The following is a 16,571-nucleotide window of genomic DNA, read 5'->3' on the forward strand; positions in this document are numbered from 1 at the left end:
CTCATCAGGAGCACATGTGGCAACTAATCAAACACAGGATGCCGCGCCGAAAGCTGGCGTGGCAGTAATGTTTATGTTTCAGGACGTGATGCACACGCCCATCGAGGGACTTTCCGTGCAGTTCAAGGTCGGCACTGGCACCCCCCCAGCACCGCCCTGGGTGGCCGGACCGGATCCGACGAAAGTACAGGAGCCGCCCCCGGCTCCCGCGCCAAGCGCAGCGACCGCAGCACCTGGCGCGGCGTCCGCTCCAGCCTCGGCTTCTGCTCCAGCGGCGACTTCGACGGCGGCGACCGCCGGACAGGCTGCATCAGGCACCAACGCACCCTCGCCTGCCGCCGCAAAGCCGGCAGCGCCGCCACCTCCGCCTCCGCCCCCCATTTCTGACAACACTCTTGAGGCGACAAGTGACAAGGACGGTTATGCGGCGACGATCACCAATGCCGTGCGCAATCAACCGATCGACGTCTTCGTTAAAAATCGACGTGGAGAGTACGCGTGGAAAGCGAAGGTTGTGCCGAAGAAAGATATCAACGCGTTTACCATCATTAGCCCTGAGTTTCACCTTGAGGCGACGACAAAGCCCACACCTAAAGACGATTTTGAGCAAGAATTGAATCTCCCTGTTGTAAAGCAGGGCGAGATCATGACGTTTGATCGCTTGCTGAATGAGTTTTCTCAATATATTACATTTTCTCAAAAAGTAACCGAACAAGGTTTGCTGAAGAAGGACTTCCCGACGAAAAATAAGGAAGTGACCGTCGACGCCAAAACACACAAGAAAAAGACGAAAATCACCGTCGAGCACCACTACAAGGTAGTGGAAACAGGGAAACCGCGAACAGTCGTGCTCAACGTCCTGGGGACGAGACTGAACTATCCCAAGAACCTCGAAATTACCGACGAGAAGTACAAGCAGGTAGCCAAAGATCTTTCATGCGAGGTAGCTGCAATCAAAGCAGTTGCGATGACGGAGAGTCATGGTTCTGGTTTTTGCGTGAACGGCCTGCCAAAAATTCGTTATGAACGGCATATGTTTATGAGGGCCAGTTTGCCGAAGGAGAGGCGAATGGAAGCACCGGCTCTTTTTAGAAAGGAGACAAATCCATTTCCTAAATATCCGAATCTCTGTTTCCCAGCACAAGGCGACTACCAGAACGGCGAGAAAGACGAAAGCGGGTGGGCGAATCTAGAAGATGAGCAGATCATGTATCAGTATGAGCGACTCTTTCGCGCGTGTGCGCTCAATCGGGATTGCGCTATTATGGCATGTTCATGGGGCGCCTTCCAAATCATGGGTATATTTTGGGAGGAGATGGGGTACGCAAGTCCAGTAGAACTGGCCAATCTCTCCATGCAAGGAATCGATGGGCAGCTCGATCTTTTTGTTGCATACTGCAAGATGAACAAAAATGCTATAACTGCGCTCAAGGATAAAAATTGGGCTAATTTTGCAGCAGCATACAACGGCAACAACGCCCCTCCTTCTTACGCTGCATCGATGAGTAAATTCTACAATGAATTTAAGTAAACTATTTAGGATATTGGTCACCCTTGGGACGCTTGCATTCGCGCCGGAGATTGCATTTTCTGGTACGCTCACCATCTATAGCGATCCTGATTTTGTAACCTATAAATCAGGAGATGATATTTATGGATATTACAATGCATATCAGGATCAATTTTCATGCAGCTTCATGTTTTTTGCGAATTCTCGCATCGTAAAAAATCATGATTACGATGGCGTTACGGCTCTCAAGAGCAAGACTTTTTATATTTCGGCGTACAAGAGGCCAGGTGACGGCACGTTTTCATATAAAAACAGAAATCCTGATGCGAGTATCGATGGCGTCCTGTATATAGGTGACGGCGCAGTAGGACTAACGACGAACTCCCCACAGGGGGGATGTCTAAGCGTTGCAGGCATATTTACTGCCAAGCCAGGTACGCGTGGAGCTGAGCAGTTTGAACCTACAACCGAACTTGAAGCGATAGGGATTGCCGTCATTTCTCGGAAGACATTCCTTCACAAAGCACCAGGTTCGGGGAAGGAAGTAAAATATCTTGTGCCTGGAGATTGGGTCGCGGTAATTTCCAGAAAAGGGAAATATTCTTTTGTCCGTTACATTAATCCAAATATGATGATTGAGAGCACGGACCCTAAGAAAATCACAACTGGTTGGGTCCGGGATCTAGATATTTCAAACCCCTTTCCCAGCTCCCTGAAAGCAGAATTGCAGTAGTGAGCGCCGCTATATCGGGGGCTTGATTTTCGTGCACTCTTCCGGCTAGAGGGCTCATGGCACAATCAGTCTCCGAAGGATATTCCCTTCAGAGATGCAACCCCGGCGATTGAAAGCTCACCGACTCCTCAGCCGTTGGCAGCCGGATCGTGTCGACCAGGCCGCATACACCAGTCTCGACGATTGCTCCTACGAACAGGGCTATACCTTCTAGATGTGGTGGAGACCGGGCATAGCCGGCTCGGACATGTGCCGATTAGCATGTCGCCTGCTTCATAAATGGGGGGAATTCGGAGGTGTGCAGACAGTCACGTCATCGCCAAATGCTGGCGTGGGGTGGTGGGATGGTTGTCGCGGGAATCGCCATCCTCTCTTTCTGTATCGTTGCCCTGGCAATTGGAGCTTCGATAAGCTTCAGATTCGGATCGATGAGGTTTCGTTAATTGTCATCGTGCCTGCTCTGGTCACGGTAGCAGGAATCGATGTGATCGTTGTCGGCCTGGTCAACGCATTCAGGGCGCGCTCACAGTCAGTCCGGGCAAAGCAATAACCACTGAGCACGCGAATGATGCGTTAGATCGGGTGCGGCGCACGGCCCGCTGATTCGCGCGTCGTTCGCTTTCGTTGTGGGGAACTATTATGGAACCGAGAACGTATAGACCCTCTCGCCATCAGCAGCTCATGGGGTGGGGCGTTGGGCTGGTTATCGCGGGGATCGGGCTGTTCTCTGTCTTCATTGTCTTTATGGCCATTGGTGCATTCGACCAGTGGCATATTCAAAACGATACGCAGTTAACGTTGGTCTTTTCTGTGCCCGTTTTAATGGCGGTGGTCGGACTCATCCTGATCGTCGTGGGCTTGGTCAAAGCATTCAGAGCGCCGAAATGAACCGAGATGGCCACCTTGCAGGGGGTGTCGTAATGATAGAAGTGCGATGTGATTGCGCGACGGGTCAACGTCAAACAGGAACCGGGGACAGGCGCTTGCATGCGCGGTGTAATTCAGGTGGGAGACGTACACAGTCACGGCGGGCGCGTTGAGTCCGGTGCTTCGAACAGCGAGGTGACGGGACGGCCAGTCGCACGAATCGGCGACCGCTGCACCTGCCCTATCCAAGGCGAGTGTGTGATTGTGGAAGGCGATTCCGATTTCACCGTGGAGGGTAGTCACGGCGCTGGAGCGGGTTTAGCCACGCGAGACCGACCACCTGTGCACGAAACGGCATGTTTTGAGCCGGTGCTGCAACGGCAGCGGGCACCGCTTCAGTAGACGCCGCCTTGGGCGCACGAGACTTCATGAACGCGACGCCGAGCGCCACGGCAGCCACAATGATCAAAATCGGCAGCACGAACAGTTGCTTCATTAAGCCCTCAGGTGTCAAGGGTTGGCCGGCAACCCGAGTCGAATAGTAGAGCGAAAGCGCCGCGACGCCAAAGGCTATCAGCACCAGCACCACAGCGCCGATCCGGCGCGGCCATGTCGAAGACAGCGCACTCATAGGAAGCGAGACACATCGAGCACCCACGACCCGTCTCGTTCATCCGAGATGCGTTTCGGCATCACCGCATCCGGATCGCTCTTGACCCATGCGTCGAGTGGCGTGTTGCTCATCGTTCCTTTACCGAAATACTCTGAGTATTTTTTGCTTGGAGTAGCCTGACTTACGCTGCTGCTGAATCGCCAATCGGCCTCAATGCGCAAGTCGGCCCAATCCTGCGACGTCAACAGACACACGCCGATCGCCACATCATAGGCGAGCGCTTTTTCGGCATGCATCGGATTCGTCATTGTTATCGAATGGTTGGTCGGATTGTTCTTCTCGGTACTCTCGCGATAGGCCTTCACCGTGCTGTTCGCATACACCTGCGAGTGCCTGGCGATCGAGGTCGGCGCCAGCTTGCGGTCGCAGGATGTGATTCTGAGGCTGTCGCGACTGAGGCGGCTGTACGGCAAGCCTGCGTTCGTACGGTCGGACAACGGCGCCGAATTTACCGCCGTCAAGGTCATGCGCTGGCTGCGAGATGCTGCAATCGGCCCGGCCTTCATCACGCCAGGCAGTCCGTGGCAAAACGGGTTCGTCGAGAGCTTCAACGGCAAACTGCGTGACGAATTGCTGAACCGGGAATGGTTCCGCAGCCGCGCCGAAGCCAAGGTGCTCATCGAACGCTGGCGACAGTTCTACAACGAGCGCCGACCCCATAGCGCACATCGCTATCAACCTCCCGCCACGGTCCGTCGAGCCTGGCTGGATTCCGATAATATCGACGCGAGACTCACTGCCTGATTGGCGACAAAATTCCGCCGCGGGTCAGATGGTCCTGGCGTTGCTCTGGGCCGCCATATTGAAGCTGCTCACCGTGAGCAGCACTCTATCCTGGGGAACCATACCAATGACTCAACGCGTGATGCTCTGGCTGCTACCGATCGCTCTGATTGGCGGCATCGTGTATGCCGGCTACAGTGTGTGGGCACGCCAACAGGCGCCACGCTCGTTTGATCCGGCGGCTGTGCAGGCCACCGCCGTTCATGACGATGCAATCGCTGCCGCCGCCGCTCGCGATCCGCGCTTCACGCTGGAGATCCGTCGCTTCGGTGTCACGGTCGATCGCTTCCGCCAGCGCGCGCTACTGATGCGGCTCGATGAGGCCGGCGTGAATGGCAAACTGCTGCTGCAGGATCCGAAAGAGTACCCGTGGGAAGCCATGGCGCGGATGTCCGCTGAGGGACAACGCGAAAACAATGTGTTCGGCTACACGCTGCGCAACTGGACGGATTACTGGCCAATACCTGTTATCGTGGCTGGCCCGCCGAGAGATGAGAACAACATTGATGCGGATCGCATGGCAACGCATATCAGCAGCGCCGACAACGGTGCCGGCATTGGCAACACCCTCTACATTCGTCTCGATGAGATCCATACCGAACATGGTGACGAAGTAATGTCACGTGTATTCAACTTCTTCGATCAGCATCCAGACCTGCCAGCAGTCGTGCTGCTGATCGAGGATGGGTTGAATACCCGGGCATACCTACGCACTCCTGGCGAAGTAGATGTCGAGCAGCAGCGTAAAAATGGCAATTTCGTACCGAAACGCCCCGATAGCTTCGTAGCGTTGCTGGTGACACGCAAGGACCGTGTCGACAAACTGATCCGACCATACACGGTTGACGCGCCGGAAGCGATCGACAACACCAAGACGCAGTACGACGTAATCAAGCTATGGAATTACTTTTGGGCCGAACAGAAAGCCTATTGGGCAGCAAGCGACGCTGCCGGCGAATCAACGCATAAAGAAATGCCCTGGGACTACTGGCAATCGAAGCTGCCGGAATTTTGGAAGACCACGCCGCTGAAAGCGCCGGAAGGTTTCAAACCGAATCCGTGGGTGCCGATTCCATGGACGACCTGGCAGTTGAAAGAGTATGACGACTGGCCGGTGCTGGCCTATCTGCATCGGCCGGTACGGGTGGATCTCAGCGACGGCCACGGCGAATCGCTGAAGAAGGGCGAAAAAATCGAGAAACTACGTGCGGGTTGGCAGCAGGCACTGGACACACTTCCGACTGGCGGCCAGCCGGGCCGCATGTTCTACGACACTGGCGCGTCGAACAGCCAGTTGGCGCTACTGGTGCAGTCGCTCCACGACAATCCGCAGCACATCGATCTGGATGACCCGAAAGATGCATTCGACATGCAACGTCGAATTGGAGGCGACACCGGGACGAGCTCGACTTGGGTTCAACTCGCGCTCGCACTGATGTTGGATTACGGCGACGGCAAAACGAGCGCGTTGGTGAACCTGCGCGACCCGCTTCACGGCACGATCGTGATGCTGACACCACCGGACGAAGCGTCTCGCAAAGCAAACCCACAGACGTTCAGCTGGGATTTTTAGGGGCTAGTCGTGAGCGATAAACCCTACGTCCTCGAGGGCGATACCCATAGTCATGGGGGGCGCGTCCTGTCGGGCGCGCCCCACTCTCGGATCAAGGGTCGAGCGATCGCGCGCTTACACGATCCTGCGATTTGCGAAATTCACGGTCCGACGACCATCGCGAAGGTATCGGGTCGTGGCTGTTTCGACGGCCAGCCAGCCGCGTGTGATGGCGACGAGTTGGCTTGTGGCGCGAAGTTAATCGCAAGCCAAACCAACACGGGCGGCTGATCGGGTGACTTATCATGGCACGGCCAATGGCGTCGTGCTCACGAGCGCGTGCGAACTGGGGATCGCCCGGTGGGCCAAGACGGGAAGCGTGAAGCCGTAGACCAGTCACATGCCGTAGAGCAAAGCAAAGATGTCAATCCGAGGTGTCCGTTGCACGTGGCTCTTGGAGTCCGAGTTGACAGTTTTATCGACAACCTCACCGAAATAATGTCGTCACTTCGTCTATGTCCGAAGCAAAGTCGTCAATTTGCATCGTACGCTCCCCCGCCCGACCGTAGAGCTATGATTTATATGCGATTTGTGGTTTGCGAATCGTTCGGTGGCGGCGCCGCGCCCGGGCTACGGCCTGGAGGCGTGTATAGCCGATGGCGGCTCGGATGCTACGGTCGGCTGCCCGAGTTTACCAGTGGCCTGAACGGGACCGCTCCAAGTTCGCCATCCGGCCAATTGTCACCGATCACGATGGGCCGCTCGCAGTGCATGTTCGACAACCAGGACTGGATCGGCAACAATTCCTCAGTCAAGTCAACACGAAAGCCCTTGCGAGCTATCTACCACCCATCATGTGCGTCGACAGTCAGCTTCGCCCGTTTCGGTCAGAGCAAGAGGTTCTTTCTCAAATCGCCCAATTTAGTCCAGCTGGTGGGGACTGGTTACCGCTCGAGCGTCTTTTGGAAGATCTCTGGAGCGTCGGGGTGTCGGAAAAGTCGTTCAGTGTTCTATTCGGCCTTTTTGAACGATTCCCCGATAGTGATGGGGCGGGAGTGCAGTGGAGCATTGTTCACGGGGTCGAGAGTCTTGACATTCCTTATGAACAGGAGCTGGCAAAGTCGCTCGCGCAATGCTCGTCTCACATGGGCAACATAATGATGTCGCGATTACGGCGCAGTCTTGAATGATGTGCTGGCTGACGAAGAGGTGCAAAGCGGAGGGCGTAATGGTGGAATTGAACATCGCGGAAATTTTGTATCCAAGCGGTGCGCTTAGATACCGCTATAGCAGATACCTGGCCGCTGATGGGCGGCGATGGATTCGACACGGCCTCTTCGTTGAATACAGAGAGGACGGCACGCTCGCGTCTGAAGGAACCTACGAACACGGCGTTGAGCACGGAGTCTGGAAGGATTTCCATCCAAACGGACAACTAGCCGCCCTTGGGGATTACGATCACGGAACCGAAGCAGAGAACTGGACGTATTGGGACACTGAAGGGCAACGCGAGATAAAGTGACGACCGATCTCGACAGCGGCGAGCGTAGGTCTCAGCGTAACTATCTACGCTAACCTTTGTCAGAAAAGGCGCAGGCACTGCTGCATCATTGGCGTGACGGATGCAGGTGCTGCCGTAGTTTGCGTGCTTGAGGTTAGCCCAATTTCCGTCCCGGTATTAGTTGGAAAATTCCGACTCTTCGGGGTGGGCCGAATCGGCCCGATCGGTGCACTGGCGGGCGAATTCCGCCGGCGTCATCCACTGCAGCGCAGAGTGAGGGCGCGCCTCGTTAGAGTACTCGCGCCAGACCTCGATTTTGTGTCTGGCATCCTCCAACGACAAGAACCAATGCGCATTGAGGCATTCCTCCCGGAAGCGTCCGTCGAAGGATTCGTTCTTCGCATTGTCGGTCGGCTTGCCAGGACGCGAGAAGTCAATCTCCACGCCATTCTCGTACGCCCATTTGTCGAGCGCCTTCGATATGAATTCGCTGCCATTGTCTGCCTTGATATAGCGGGGAAGCGGACGATGATGTGCAAGCCGAGTCAGCGCGGCGACAACGTGCTCACCACGCAACGAGCCATCGACTTCAATCGCCAAGCATTCCCGCGTGTAGTTGTCCACGATCGTGAGGGTGCGCAAGCGTCGACCGTCAAACAGCGCGTCAGCGACGAAATCCATACTCCAGATTTCGTTGATTGCGTTCACTGACTGCTTCGGCCGTCGGCGCCGAGCGGATTTGTTTCGACGGGGTCGCTTGTGGCGCAACGAAAGGCCCAGTTCGCGATACACGCGTTCTACTCTCTTATGGTTGTCCCTCCAGCCTTCCCGGCGAAGCATCACGTACACGCGGGGCGCACCATAATGCACCCGCACTTCCGTGATCTCCTTGATGCGCATCTCCAGCGCGCCCTGATCCCGCGCGACCGACTCGTAACGGTAGACCGTGCGGGATAGCTGCAACAACGCGCAGGTCTGCCGCTGGCTTGCGCCGAAACGTTGCATCAAGTCCGTGACAAGCTCACGGCGCCGAGAAGGCTTCAGAGTTTTTTTGACAGCACGTCCTGCGGCATGGCCTTGTCCAGCGACAGATCGGCCACGAGCCGCTTGAGCTTCGCGTTCTCTTTCTCAAGCCGCTTCAGCCGGCGCAGCTCCGAGGGTGAAAGCCCGCCGTACTTCGTCCGCCAGTTGTAAAACGTCGCGTCGCTGATCCCCATCTTGCGGCAGACCTTCGCGACCTGCGTGCCCAGCTCGGCCTGCTTCAACGCGTATGTGATCTGCTCGTCGGTGAACTTGCTCTTCTTCACGGCATGACCTCCTGGTCTCGATGACAACGTCATGCCGGAATTTTCCACTTTCAAAATGGGACAGTTTTGTGGGCTAGGGTCACGCCCGGGCGATCGGCTGAATTATTTCGGAAATAGATTTTAATTGGCGAATAATAAATACAATCTAGGCTTATCTGCGTCGCGTCGATTAAATTGACATTACAATATGTAATGTTATATCTTGGTTTCTCAAAAACAACCGAGAGAAGATAAAGTGGCAATTAACGAGGTGCGTCAAAATAATCATCGCTGGTCGGCCATCGTCGCGTTGTCGGTATTCGTGGGGCTGGCCGGCGCCGCGTCGGCCAATACCGAGCCGTCTCCGACGACGCAACCAAAGCAGGCGCGCATGCCTCGCGTGCCGCAGAATCTGCCGGTGTCGCCCGAACAGGCCCAGTACAACCTGCCGCTCAGCCAGCAGGATCGCGCGGCGCTGACCAAGCCGTCGCAGTTGAAGCAGCCGGCCACGCGCAGCAAGCGCAGCGCGTCGGGCGCCGATTGCCGCGACATGTCGGTGATGACCCAGTATCGCGGCGCGGCGCTCGCCGATTACATCGCGAATCTTCCCGATTACGAATGCCATTACGGCTTGTTCTCGGTCGACAAAGCGCAGGCCACGCAGATTTTCAATGCCGAGAACGTTCACGCCGTCGCGAGTCGTTTCGTGCAGGAAATCTATAAATACGACGCGAGCAATTTGATCCTGGTCAATTTGCTGATTTACCTGCGCTCCGCTTATTACCAATATGACGTATCGGGCATTGCCAACCCGATTCCGGATCTCGCGGTGTCGCTGCGCCCGTATATCAAGCAAAGCCTGGAGGGCGATGCGCTCTATCGCGACAATTCGCGTGCGCCGAGCACCGCGAACGAGCTGATGAAGCTCATCACGAACATGCGGGATGAAGCGTACTACCTGCCGACGCTGAAGATCCGCATCGCGTCGTACACCGTGAGCGCGGCGAATCCGCAGGCTGCGGCGCCGCTGCTGCAGCGCAGTGCGGCGGGCGGCTTCACCGGTTTGCTCACGGTGTTCTTCTACGCGCACCAGCGCAGCGGCGCGCAGCCGATGCTCGACAACGACGCGACGCTCCCGGAGACGCTCGATCGCTTCGTCACTGCGAACCGCGTGAGCCTGTCGAACACGAGCGCCGCCTATCAGCTGGCCGACGCGGCGCGCGAAACGTTTCGCTTCCTCCGCTATCCGACGCAGAAGCCGCGCGTGAAGAAAATGATCCAGGACATGCTCGCGTCGACGAGCATGTCGGGCGCGGACAGCGATCTCTGGCTCGCGGCGGCGGAAGCGGTCGACTACGGCGATCCGGGCCACTGCGCGGACTACGGAACCTGCGACTACAAGAAGCGGCTGGCCGACGCGGTGCTCTCGAATCGCTACGCGTGCAACGCGGGCGTGCGCATTCTCGCGCAGGACATGACGATGCCGCAGCTGCGGTCCGTCTGCACGGCGGTCGCGCAGCAGGACGACTACTTCCACCGGATGATGAAGACCGGGCGCAAGCCGGTCGCGGGCGATCGCAACGACACGATCGAACTCGTCATTTTCGATGACTACGCGAACTATCGAAAATACGCGTCGGTGATCTACGGCATCAGCACCGACAACGGTGGCATGTATCTCGAGGGCGATCCGTCCGCGCCCGGCAACCAGGCGCGCTTCATCGCGCACGAGGCGTCGTGGCTGCGGCCCGAGTTCAAGGTGTGGAACCTCGAGCACGAGTTCACGCACTATCTCGACGGCCGCTACGACATGGCGGGCGACTTCTCGGTGAGCACCGCGAAGCCGACCGTGTGGTGGATCGAAGGCGTGGCCGAATATCTGTCGAGAAAGAACGACAACCCGGAGTCGATCGACGCGGTGCGCACGGGCGCGTACCGGTTCTCGGACGTGCTCGGCACGCGTTACGCGTCGAGTGACTACATTGCGCGCGCGTACCGGTGGGGCTACATGGCGACGCGTTTCATGTTCGAGCGCCATCGCGCGGACGTCGACACGATCGTGTCGCGCTTCCGGGTGGGCGATTACGACGGCTACGCAAACTATGTCGCGTACATCGGCAATCGCTACGACACCGAGTTCGCCGACTGGGCGCGCAACGCGACGACGGCGGGCGAGCCGCCGGTGCCGGCGAAGCGCTGACAGGCACGGGCGGGCGCCGCGTGATCGGATGCCGGTCACCGTGGCGCCCGGCGCAAGTGAGGCGAACGCCACTCTCGGTCGACCGCCACCGATCCGGAAAGCGCGAGCGTAGGTCTTGGCGTGGGTGTGTTCGTCGAGTCTTGTCAGATAAAGAGCAGGTACCCAGGTCGACTACGAGGCCAGCTCGATCGCTGCACACGTTGCTGTACGTGGAAACGAGGCAGGGTCAAGGTTCCGACTCGCATCGTCATCCCAGTCGACTTCATGCCGAGCAGACCTGCGCACTCGATCTGAACTGAATGACCCGGTTCATCCAAGCGGTCGAGAATGCTGCGTTCGCGGACCTGTCTGCCTGAGGGGGCGTCACGCGCGCTCGTCTGCGATCCAGTCGCCGAACAGCTGGATCTTCTGTGGCTGCCCGGACCCGCCCGGATACACGAAGTAATACCCCATCCCAGTCGGGAGCGAGATGTCGAACGGCATCACGAGCCGGTGCGCCGCCACGTTTTCGTCCACCAGCGTCCGGTCGCCGATCGCGATGCCGTAACCGTCGATCGACGCTTGCGTCGCAAGGTCCAGCGTTTCGAAGCTCAACCCGCGCGTCGAATCGACGTGAGGCGCGCCAGCATGGTCGAGCCACCGTTTCCAGTCCCGATGATCGCGGGTCGGATGCAGCAGCGTATGACCGGCCAGGTCGTCGAGACTGGCCAGTGGCTGCCGCTCGAGCAGGCCCGGCGCACAGACGGGCGTCAGCTGCTCGTCGAACAGCGGGATCGCATGCATGTCGGGGCCGGCGCCGGCCGCGTAGATCACCGCGGCATCGAACGGTTCCATGCGGAAATCGACGTGATGGTCCCAGGTCGTCGTGATCTGTACCTGGAGTTCGGGGTGCTCGGCCTGGAACCGCATGATGCGCGGCAGCATCCATTGCATCGTGCAAGTCGGCACCTTCAGCGCGAGCTCGGTGCGCCGGCGCGACAGGCGCATCGACACCTCTTCGATGCGCGCGAAACTTTCGCGCACCGTCGGCAGCAGCAGTTCGCCTTCCACCGTCAGCGTCAGGCCCTTCGGCGTGCGCTTGAACAGCGGGAACTGGTAGAAGCCCTCGAGCGCGAGGATCTGCCGGCTCACGGCACCCTGCGTCAGGCACAGCTGCTCGGCGGCGCGCGTAAAGCTGCCGTTGCGGGCGACGATGTCGAAGATCTGCAGCGCGTTGAGGGAAGGAAGTCGTTTCATCGGAAGGGCTGGCGTGGAACGGACGGCAGGATGCGCCGCGGCATGGCTCAGTGCAGGATCTTCGCGAGGAAGTCCTTCGCGCGTTCCGATTTCGGATTCGAGAAGAAATCGTCCTTGCGGTCGTCCTCGACGATCGCGCCCTTGTCCATGAAGATCACGCGATGCGCGACCTTCTTCGCGAAGCCCATCTCGTGCGTGACGACCATCATCGTCATCCCTTCCTGCGCGAGTTCGACCATCACGTCGAGCACTTCGTTGATCATCTCGGGATCGAGCGCGGACGTCGGTTCGTCGAACAGCATCGCGATCGGGTCCATCGACAGCGCGCGCGCGATCGCGACACGCTGCTGCTGACCGCCCGACAACTGGCCGGGAAACTTGTGCGCGTGCGCCTTCAGGCCGACGCGATCGAGCAGCTTCATGCCCTTCTCGTTCGCCTCGTCCTTGCCGCGGCCGAGCACCTTGACCTGCGCAAGCGTCAGGTTCTCGGTGATCGACAGGTGCGGGAACAGCTCGAAATGCTGGAACACCATCCCGACCTTCGAGCGCAGCTTCGACAGGTTCGTCTTCCTGTTGCCGACCGACTGGCCGTTCACGAGGATCTCGCCCTGCTGGAACGGCTCGAGGCCGTTCACGGTCTTGATCAGCGTCGACTTGCCCGAGCCCGACGGGCCGCACACGACGACCACTTCACCTTTGTTGACCTCGGTCGTGCAGTCGGTGAGGACCTGAAACTGGCCGTACCACTTCGAAACGTTGCTGATGGAAATCATGGGGGATACCTGCATCGTAATGAGGCGCGCGTGGCGCCGGTTCAGCGTGCCTTCGCGACGCGGTAGCGGCGTTCGAGCACGCGGGCGTACCACGTCAACGGGAAGCACATCGCGAAGTAGAGCAGCGCGACCATCGCATAGATCGGAAACGGCTTGAATACCGCGTTGGTGATGATGTTGCCGGTCTTGGTCAGTTCGGTCAGCCCGATGATCGACGTGAGTGCGGTGCTCTTCACCGCCTGCACGAGGAAACCGACGGTCGGCGGCAGCGCGATCTTCCACGCCTGCGGCCACACCACGTAGCGCAGCTGCTGAGTCCACGTCATGCCAAGGCTTGCCGCCGCACTCCATTGGCCGCGCGGTACCGCGTCGACACAGCCGCGCCAGATGTCGGCCAGATAGGCGCTGGCGTTCAGCGTCAGCACGACCGACGCGGCGACCCATGGCGTCACGTCGATGCCGATGAGCGGCAATCCAAAAAATCCTAGGAACAGTTGCATCAGCAACGGCGTGCCCTGGAATACCTCGACGTACAGGATCACGAAGCGGCGCAGCGCGGCCGACGCCGAGATGCGCATCGCGAGCAGCGCGAAGCCGCCGATGCTGCCGCCGACGAACGTGATCAGCGACAGCAGCAAGGTCCAGCGTGCGGCGAGCAGCAGGTTCCACGCAATATCCTGGAAGGTGAATTCGATCATCGTGCACGCTCCGTCGACAGGCCGGTTTCAGGGGAGCGGGCGCGCCACGCGAGGCGGGCAATGCAGGTGCGCCGCGGTGCGGCGGCCGCGCCGTGCGCCGTGCGGCCCGAGAACAGTCGCCGGCCGATGCGATTGAGCAACATACGCAGCGCGATCGACAGCAGCAGGTAAATTGCGGTCACGACGATGTAGATCTCGAACGCACGGAAATTGCGCGACTGGATGAAGTTCGCCGCGTAGGTCAGGTCGGGCACCGAGATCTGCGACACGACGGCCGAGCCGAGCATCACGATCAGTACCTGCCCGAGCAGCGCGGGGTACACATTCGCGAGCGCCTGCGGCAGCACGACGTGACCGAATACCTGCCGGCCGTGCAGCCCGAGCGCCCGCGCGGCCTGCACTTGCCCGTGCGGCACCGATTCGATGCCTGCGCGCAGGATCTCGACCGCATACGCGCCCAGGTTGACCGTCATGGCCAGCACGGCCGCCTGCGCTTCGTCGATGTGTACGCCGATTGCTGGCAGCCCGAAGAAGATGAAGAACAACTGGACCAGAAACGGCGTATTGCGGATCAGCTCGACGTAGGCCGAGACGAGCGCACGCGCCCAGCGCGGGCCGGCGAGTGCGGTCCATGCGCCGGCGGTGCCGATCAGGCCGCCGAGCGCGGTGGCGGCCGCGGTGAGGCCGAGCGTCACGCCGATTCCGCGCGCAAGCATGCCGGCGTAGAGGCCGAAATCGCTGAAGTCGAACACGTAGGTCATCGCGATGCCTTTCGTCGTGAATACGGGGCGGGGGCGGCGCGCATCACAGGTCGGCCGGCAGCGCCGCGTGCAGCCACTTCTGCGACAACGTGTTCAGCGTGCCGCTCTTCTTCGCGCCGGCGATCGCGTCGTTGACCTTCTGCATCAGGCGCGCTTCGTTCTTGTTCAGGCCGACGTGATCGGGCGAGCTGAACAGCGAGAACTTCTGTTCCGGATCGATCGACGGATGACGCGCGATGATCGTTGCGCCGACGTCGTTGCCGACCACCAGCAGCTGCGCCTGTCCCGACAGGAACGCCGCGATCGCACCGTTCGGATCGTCGAAGCGCTTGATCGTCGCGCTCGGCGGCGCGACCTTGCTGACGCTCAGGTCTTCGAGCGTACCGCGCGCGACCGCGACCGATTTGCCGGCGAGATCGGCGGTGCCCTTCACGGCGAGCGACTTCGGGCCGAATACCGCAAGGTAGTACGGCGCGTATGCGTTCGAGAAGTCGATCACCTTCGCGCGTTCCGGCGTCTGTCCGACCGACAACAGCATGTCGGTCTTGCGGTCGGCGAGATAGGCCATCCGGTTGTCGCCGGTGACCTGCACGAGCTCGACCTTCGCGTTGAGCGCCTTGCCGATCAGCGTCGCCATGTCGATGTCGTAACCTTGCGGCTTCATGTCGGGGCCGATCGAGCCGAACGGCGGGTAGTCCTCGAACACGCCGATGCGCACGACGCCGGATTTCGCGATCGTGTCGAGTGCGTCGGCATGTGCGAGCGGCGCGACGGCGGCGAGACCCGCCGCGCAGGTGCAGACGAGGGCGGTGCGGGCGAGCAGGCGTCGCACGAGACGGTGGGCTTGGGTCGATGCGTTCATGATGGAGTCCTTGTTGCTGCGCTGGGGAAAGAACAGGAAATCAGGCGCCGCGTGCGGCGATCAGCTTGCATGCATGCGCGGGTAGCTCGGCGGCGACCGGCATGCCGACGTGCAGGTCGGGCGTTTCGCGCGGCGTCGTCGCGGCCGTCAGCGTGAAGCCGCGGCAATCGATCGTCGCCTCGATCGACGCGCCGACGTCGCGCACGAACGTGACTGTGCCGGCGAGCGTGTTCGGCGCGGACGGCGAGACCGAGGCCGCGCGCACGCACACGTCCTCGGGGCGAATCAGCAGGCGCACGGCGTCGTCCGCGCGCGGCGCGTCGGGCGCGCGCCGGATCGCGAGCCGTTGTCCGCCCGGCAGCACGATCGCGTCGTCTCCGTCGCACGCGACCGGTAGGATGTTGCCGAGGCCGATGAAGTCGGCGACGAATTCGTTGACCGGATCGCGGTAGATGTCGAGCGGCCGGCCCACCTGCTGTATCCGGCCTTTCTCCATCACGACGATCTCGTCGGCCATCGTCATCGCTTCGCGCTGGTCGTGCGTGACCATGATCGTCGTGATGCCGAGCCGTTGCTGGAGCAGCCGGATCTCGACCTGCATCGCCTCGCGCAGCTTCGCGTCGAGCGCCGACAACGGTTCGTCGAGCAGCAGCAGGCGCGGCGACGACGCGATCGCGCGTGCAATCGCGACGCGCTGGCGCTGCCCGCCCGAGAGTTGCGTGACGAGCCGGTCGGCCATGTGCGGAAGCTGGATCAACTCCAGCAACTCGGCGACGCGCCGCGCCTGCGCGGCCTTGGCCGTCTTGCGCAGCCGCAGAGGGTACGCGATGTTCTGCGCGACGGTCATGTGCGGAAACAGCGCGAGCGACTGAAACACCATGCCGAAGTCGCGCCGGTTGGCGGGCACGTTCGTGAGGTCGTGGCCGGCGAACGTCAGGGTGCCGGAGGTCGGCGTTTCCAGGCCGGCGATGATCCGCATCAGCGTGGTCTTGCCGCAGCCGGACGGGCCGAGGAAGCAGACAAGCTTGCCGTCCGGCACCGACAGGTCGACGTGATCGACCGCATACGCCTGATGGAAGCGCTTCGTCACGTTCTGGAGGATGAGCTGGGTCATGAGGGGTCCTTGCGCGGGCGGG

General features: G+C 59.9%; 17 protein-coding genes and 1 pseudogene. 9 read left to right on the forward strand and 9 right to left on the reverse strand.

Annotated elements, in window-relative coordinates; all coding sequences use genetic code 11:
- Positions 1–16 precede the first annotated feature (16 nt).
- The 4 genes from BLA15945_RS25185 to BLA15945_RS38050 all read left to right on the forward strand — a co-directional run bounded on the left by BLA15945_RS25185 (position 17) and on the right by BLA15945_RS38050 (position 3,512).
- Positions 17–1,531: an N-acetylmuramidase family protein gene (locus tag BLA15945_RS25185; RefSeq protein WP_233464292.1), complete on the forward strand. Its 1,515-nt coding sequence runs from the start codon at positions 17–19 to the stop codon at positions 1,529–1,531.
- On the forward strand, positions 1,518–2,243 hold the full coding sequence (locus BLA15945_RS25190) for a hypothetical protein (RefSeq protein ID WP_174993633.1): 726 nt from the start codon (positions 1,518–1,520) through the stop codon (positions 2,241–2,243). Before BLA15945_RS25185 ends, BLA15945_RS25190 begins: the two co-directional genes overlap by 14 nt.
- Positions 2,244–2,924: 681 nt before the next feature.
- Positions 2,925–3,131 (forward strand): hypothetical protein, encoded by a 207-nt coding sequence (locus BLA15945_RS25195; protein ID WP_174993634.1) that lies wholly within the window; start codon positions 2,925–2,927, stop codon positions 3,129–3,131.
- Positions 3,132–3,230: 99 nt separating this feature from the next.
- Positions 3,231–3,512, forward strand: a complete 282-nt coding sequence (locus BLA15945_RS38050; protein WP_174993635.1) for a PAAR domain-containing protein — start codon at positions 3,231–3,233, stop codon at positions 3,510–3,512.
- On the opposite strand, the gene BLA15945_RS25205 is transcribed toward BLA15945_RS38050, so the two are convergent.
- Both BLA15945_RS25205 and BLA15945_RS25210 read right to left on the reverse strand, forming a co-directional pair.
- The gene (locus tag BLA15945_RS25205; RefSeq protein WP_174993614.1) at positions 3,394–3,699 is read right to left on the reverse strand and encodes a hypothetical protein; all 306 of its coding nucleotides are present in this window, start codon (positions 3,697–3,699) and stop codon (positions 3,394–3,396) included. The genes BLA15945_RS38050 and BLA15945_RS25205 overlap by 119 nt on opposite strands.
- Positions 3,700–3,737: 38 nt before the next feature.
- The gene (locus tag BLA15945_RS25210) at positions 3,738–4,088 is read right to left on the reverse strand and encodes an effector protein Tle3 domain-containing protein (RefSeq protein ID WP_174993636.1); all 351 of its coding nucleotides are present in this window, start codon (positions 4,086–4,088) and stop codon (positions 3,738–3,740) included.
- Between the two features lies 1 nt (position 4,089).
- Between BLA15945_RS25210 and BLA15945_RS25215 the strand changes: the two are divergent.
- The 4 genes and pseudogenes from BLA15945_RS25215 to BLA15945_RS25230 form a co-directional block, all read left to right on the forward strand.
- Positions 4,090–4,527 (forward strand): annotated as a pseudogene (locus tag BLA15945_RS25215) (integrase core domain-containing protein); the annotation flags it as partial.
- Positions 4,528–4,633: 106 nt separating this feature from the next.
- Positions 4,634–6,139, forward strand: a complete 1,506-nt coding sequence (locus tag BLA15945_RS25220; RefSeq protein ID WP_174993637.1) for a type VI lipase adapter Tla3 domain-containing protein — start codon at positions 4,634–4,636, stop codon at positions 6,137–6,139.
- 9 nt (positions 6,140–6,148) lie between these two features.
- Positions 6,149–6,409: a PAAR domain-containing protein gene (locus tag BLA15945_RS25225; protein ID WP_174993638.1), complete on the forward strand. Its 261-nt coding sequence runs from the start codon at positions 6,149–6,151 to the stop codon at positions 6,407–6,409.
- 937 nt (positions 6,410–7,346) lie between these two features.
- Positions 7,347–7,640, forward strand: a complete 294-nt coding sequence (locus tag BLA15945_RS25230; protein WP_081052145.1) for a toxin-antitoxin system YwqK family antitoxin — start codon at positions 7,347–7,349, stop codon at positions 7,638–7,640.
- Between the two features lie 156 nt (positions 7,641–7,796).
- Here BLA15945_RS25230 and BLA15945_RS25235 read toward each other — a convergent pair.
- Positions 7,797–8,926, reverse strand: a protein-coding gene (locus BLA15945_RS25235) for an IS3 family transposase (RefSeq protein WP_174993639.1) whose coding sequence is annotated in 2 segments (ribosomal slippage) — positions 7,797–8,665 and positions 8,665–8,926 — 1,131 coding nt in all. Because the reading frame shifts where the segments join, the coding sequence is not laid out codon by codon here.
- 250 nt (positions 8,927–9,176) lie between these two features.
- Here BLA15945_RS25235 and BLA15945_RS25240 point away from each other — a divergent pair.
- On the forward strand, positions 9,177–11,105 hold the full coding sequence (locus BLA15945_RS25240) for a collagenase (RefSeq protein WP_233464294.1): 1,929 nt from the start codon (positions 9,177–9,179) through the stop codon (positions 11,103–11,105).
- Positions 11,106–11,468: 363 nt separating this feature from the next.
- Here the strand turns inward: BLA15945_RS25240 and BLA15945_RS25245 are convergent, their stop codons facing one another.
- The 6 genes from BLA15945_RS25245 to BLA15945_RS25270 are packed head-to-tail and all read right to left on the reverse strand — an operon-like array spanning position 11,469 to position 16,549.
- Positions 11,469–12,341, reverse strand: coding sequence for a LysR substrate-binding domain-containing protein (locus tag BLA15945_RS25245; protein ID WP_059241019.1), 873 nt, complete (start codon positions 12,339–12,341; stop codon positions 11,469–11,471).
- Positions 12,342–12,388: 47 nt separating this feature from the next.
- Positions 12,389–13,114, reverse strand: coding sequence for an amino acid ABC transporter ATP-binding protein (locus tag BLA15945_RS25250; RefSeq protein ID WP_174993640.1), 726 nt, complete (start codon positions 13,112–13,114; stop codon positions 12,389–12,391).
- Between the two features lie 41 nt (positions 13,115–13,155).
- Positions 13,156–13,812 (reverse strand): amino acid ABC transporter permease, encoded by a 657-nt coding sequence (locus BLA15945_RS25255; protein WP_174993641.1) that lies wholly within the window; start codon positions 13,810–13,812, stop codon positions 13,156–13,158.
- Positions 13,809–14,573 (reverse strand): amino acid ABC transporter permease, encoded by a 765-nt coding sequence (locus BLA15945_RS25260; RefSeq protein WP_174993642.1) that lies wholly within the window; start codon positions 14,571–14,573, stop codon positions 13,809–13,811. Before BLA15945_RS25260 ends, BLA15945_RS25255 begins: the two co-directional genes overlap by 4 nt.
- A gap of 43 nt (positions 14,574–14,616) precedes the next feature.
- Positions 14,617–15,435 (reverse strand): transporter substrate-binding domain-containing protein, encoded by an 819-nt coding sequence (locus BLA15945_RS25265; protein WP_059241015.1) that lies wholly within the window; start codon positions 15,433–15,435, stop codon positions 14,617–14,619.
- A gap of 40 nt (positions 15,436–15,475) precedes the next feature.
- Complete coding sequence (locus BLA15945_RS25270; protein ID WP_174993643.1) at positions 15,476–16,549, reverse strand: ABC transporter ATP-binding protein; 1,074 nt, start codon at positions 16,547–16,549, stop codon at positions 15,476–15,478.
- Between the last annotated feature and the right edge of the window lie 22 nt (positions 16,550–16,571).

This window comes from Burkholderia arboris (assembly GCF_902499125.1).
GTDB classification, from domain to species: domain Bacteria; phylum Pseudomonadota; class Gammaproteobacteria; order Burkholderiales; family Burkholderiaceae; genus Burkholderia; species Burkholderia arboris.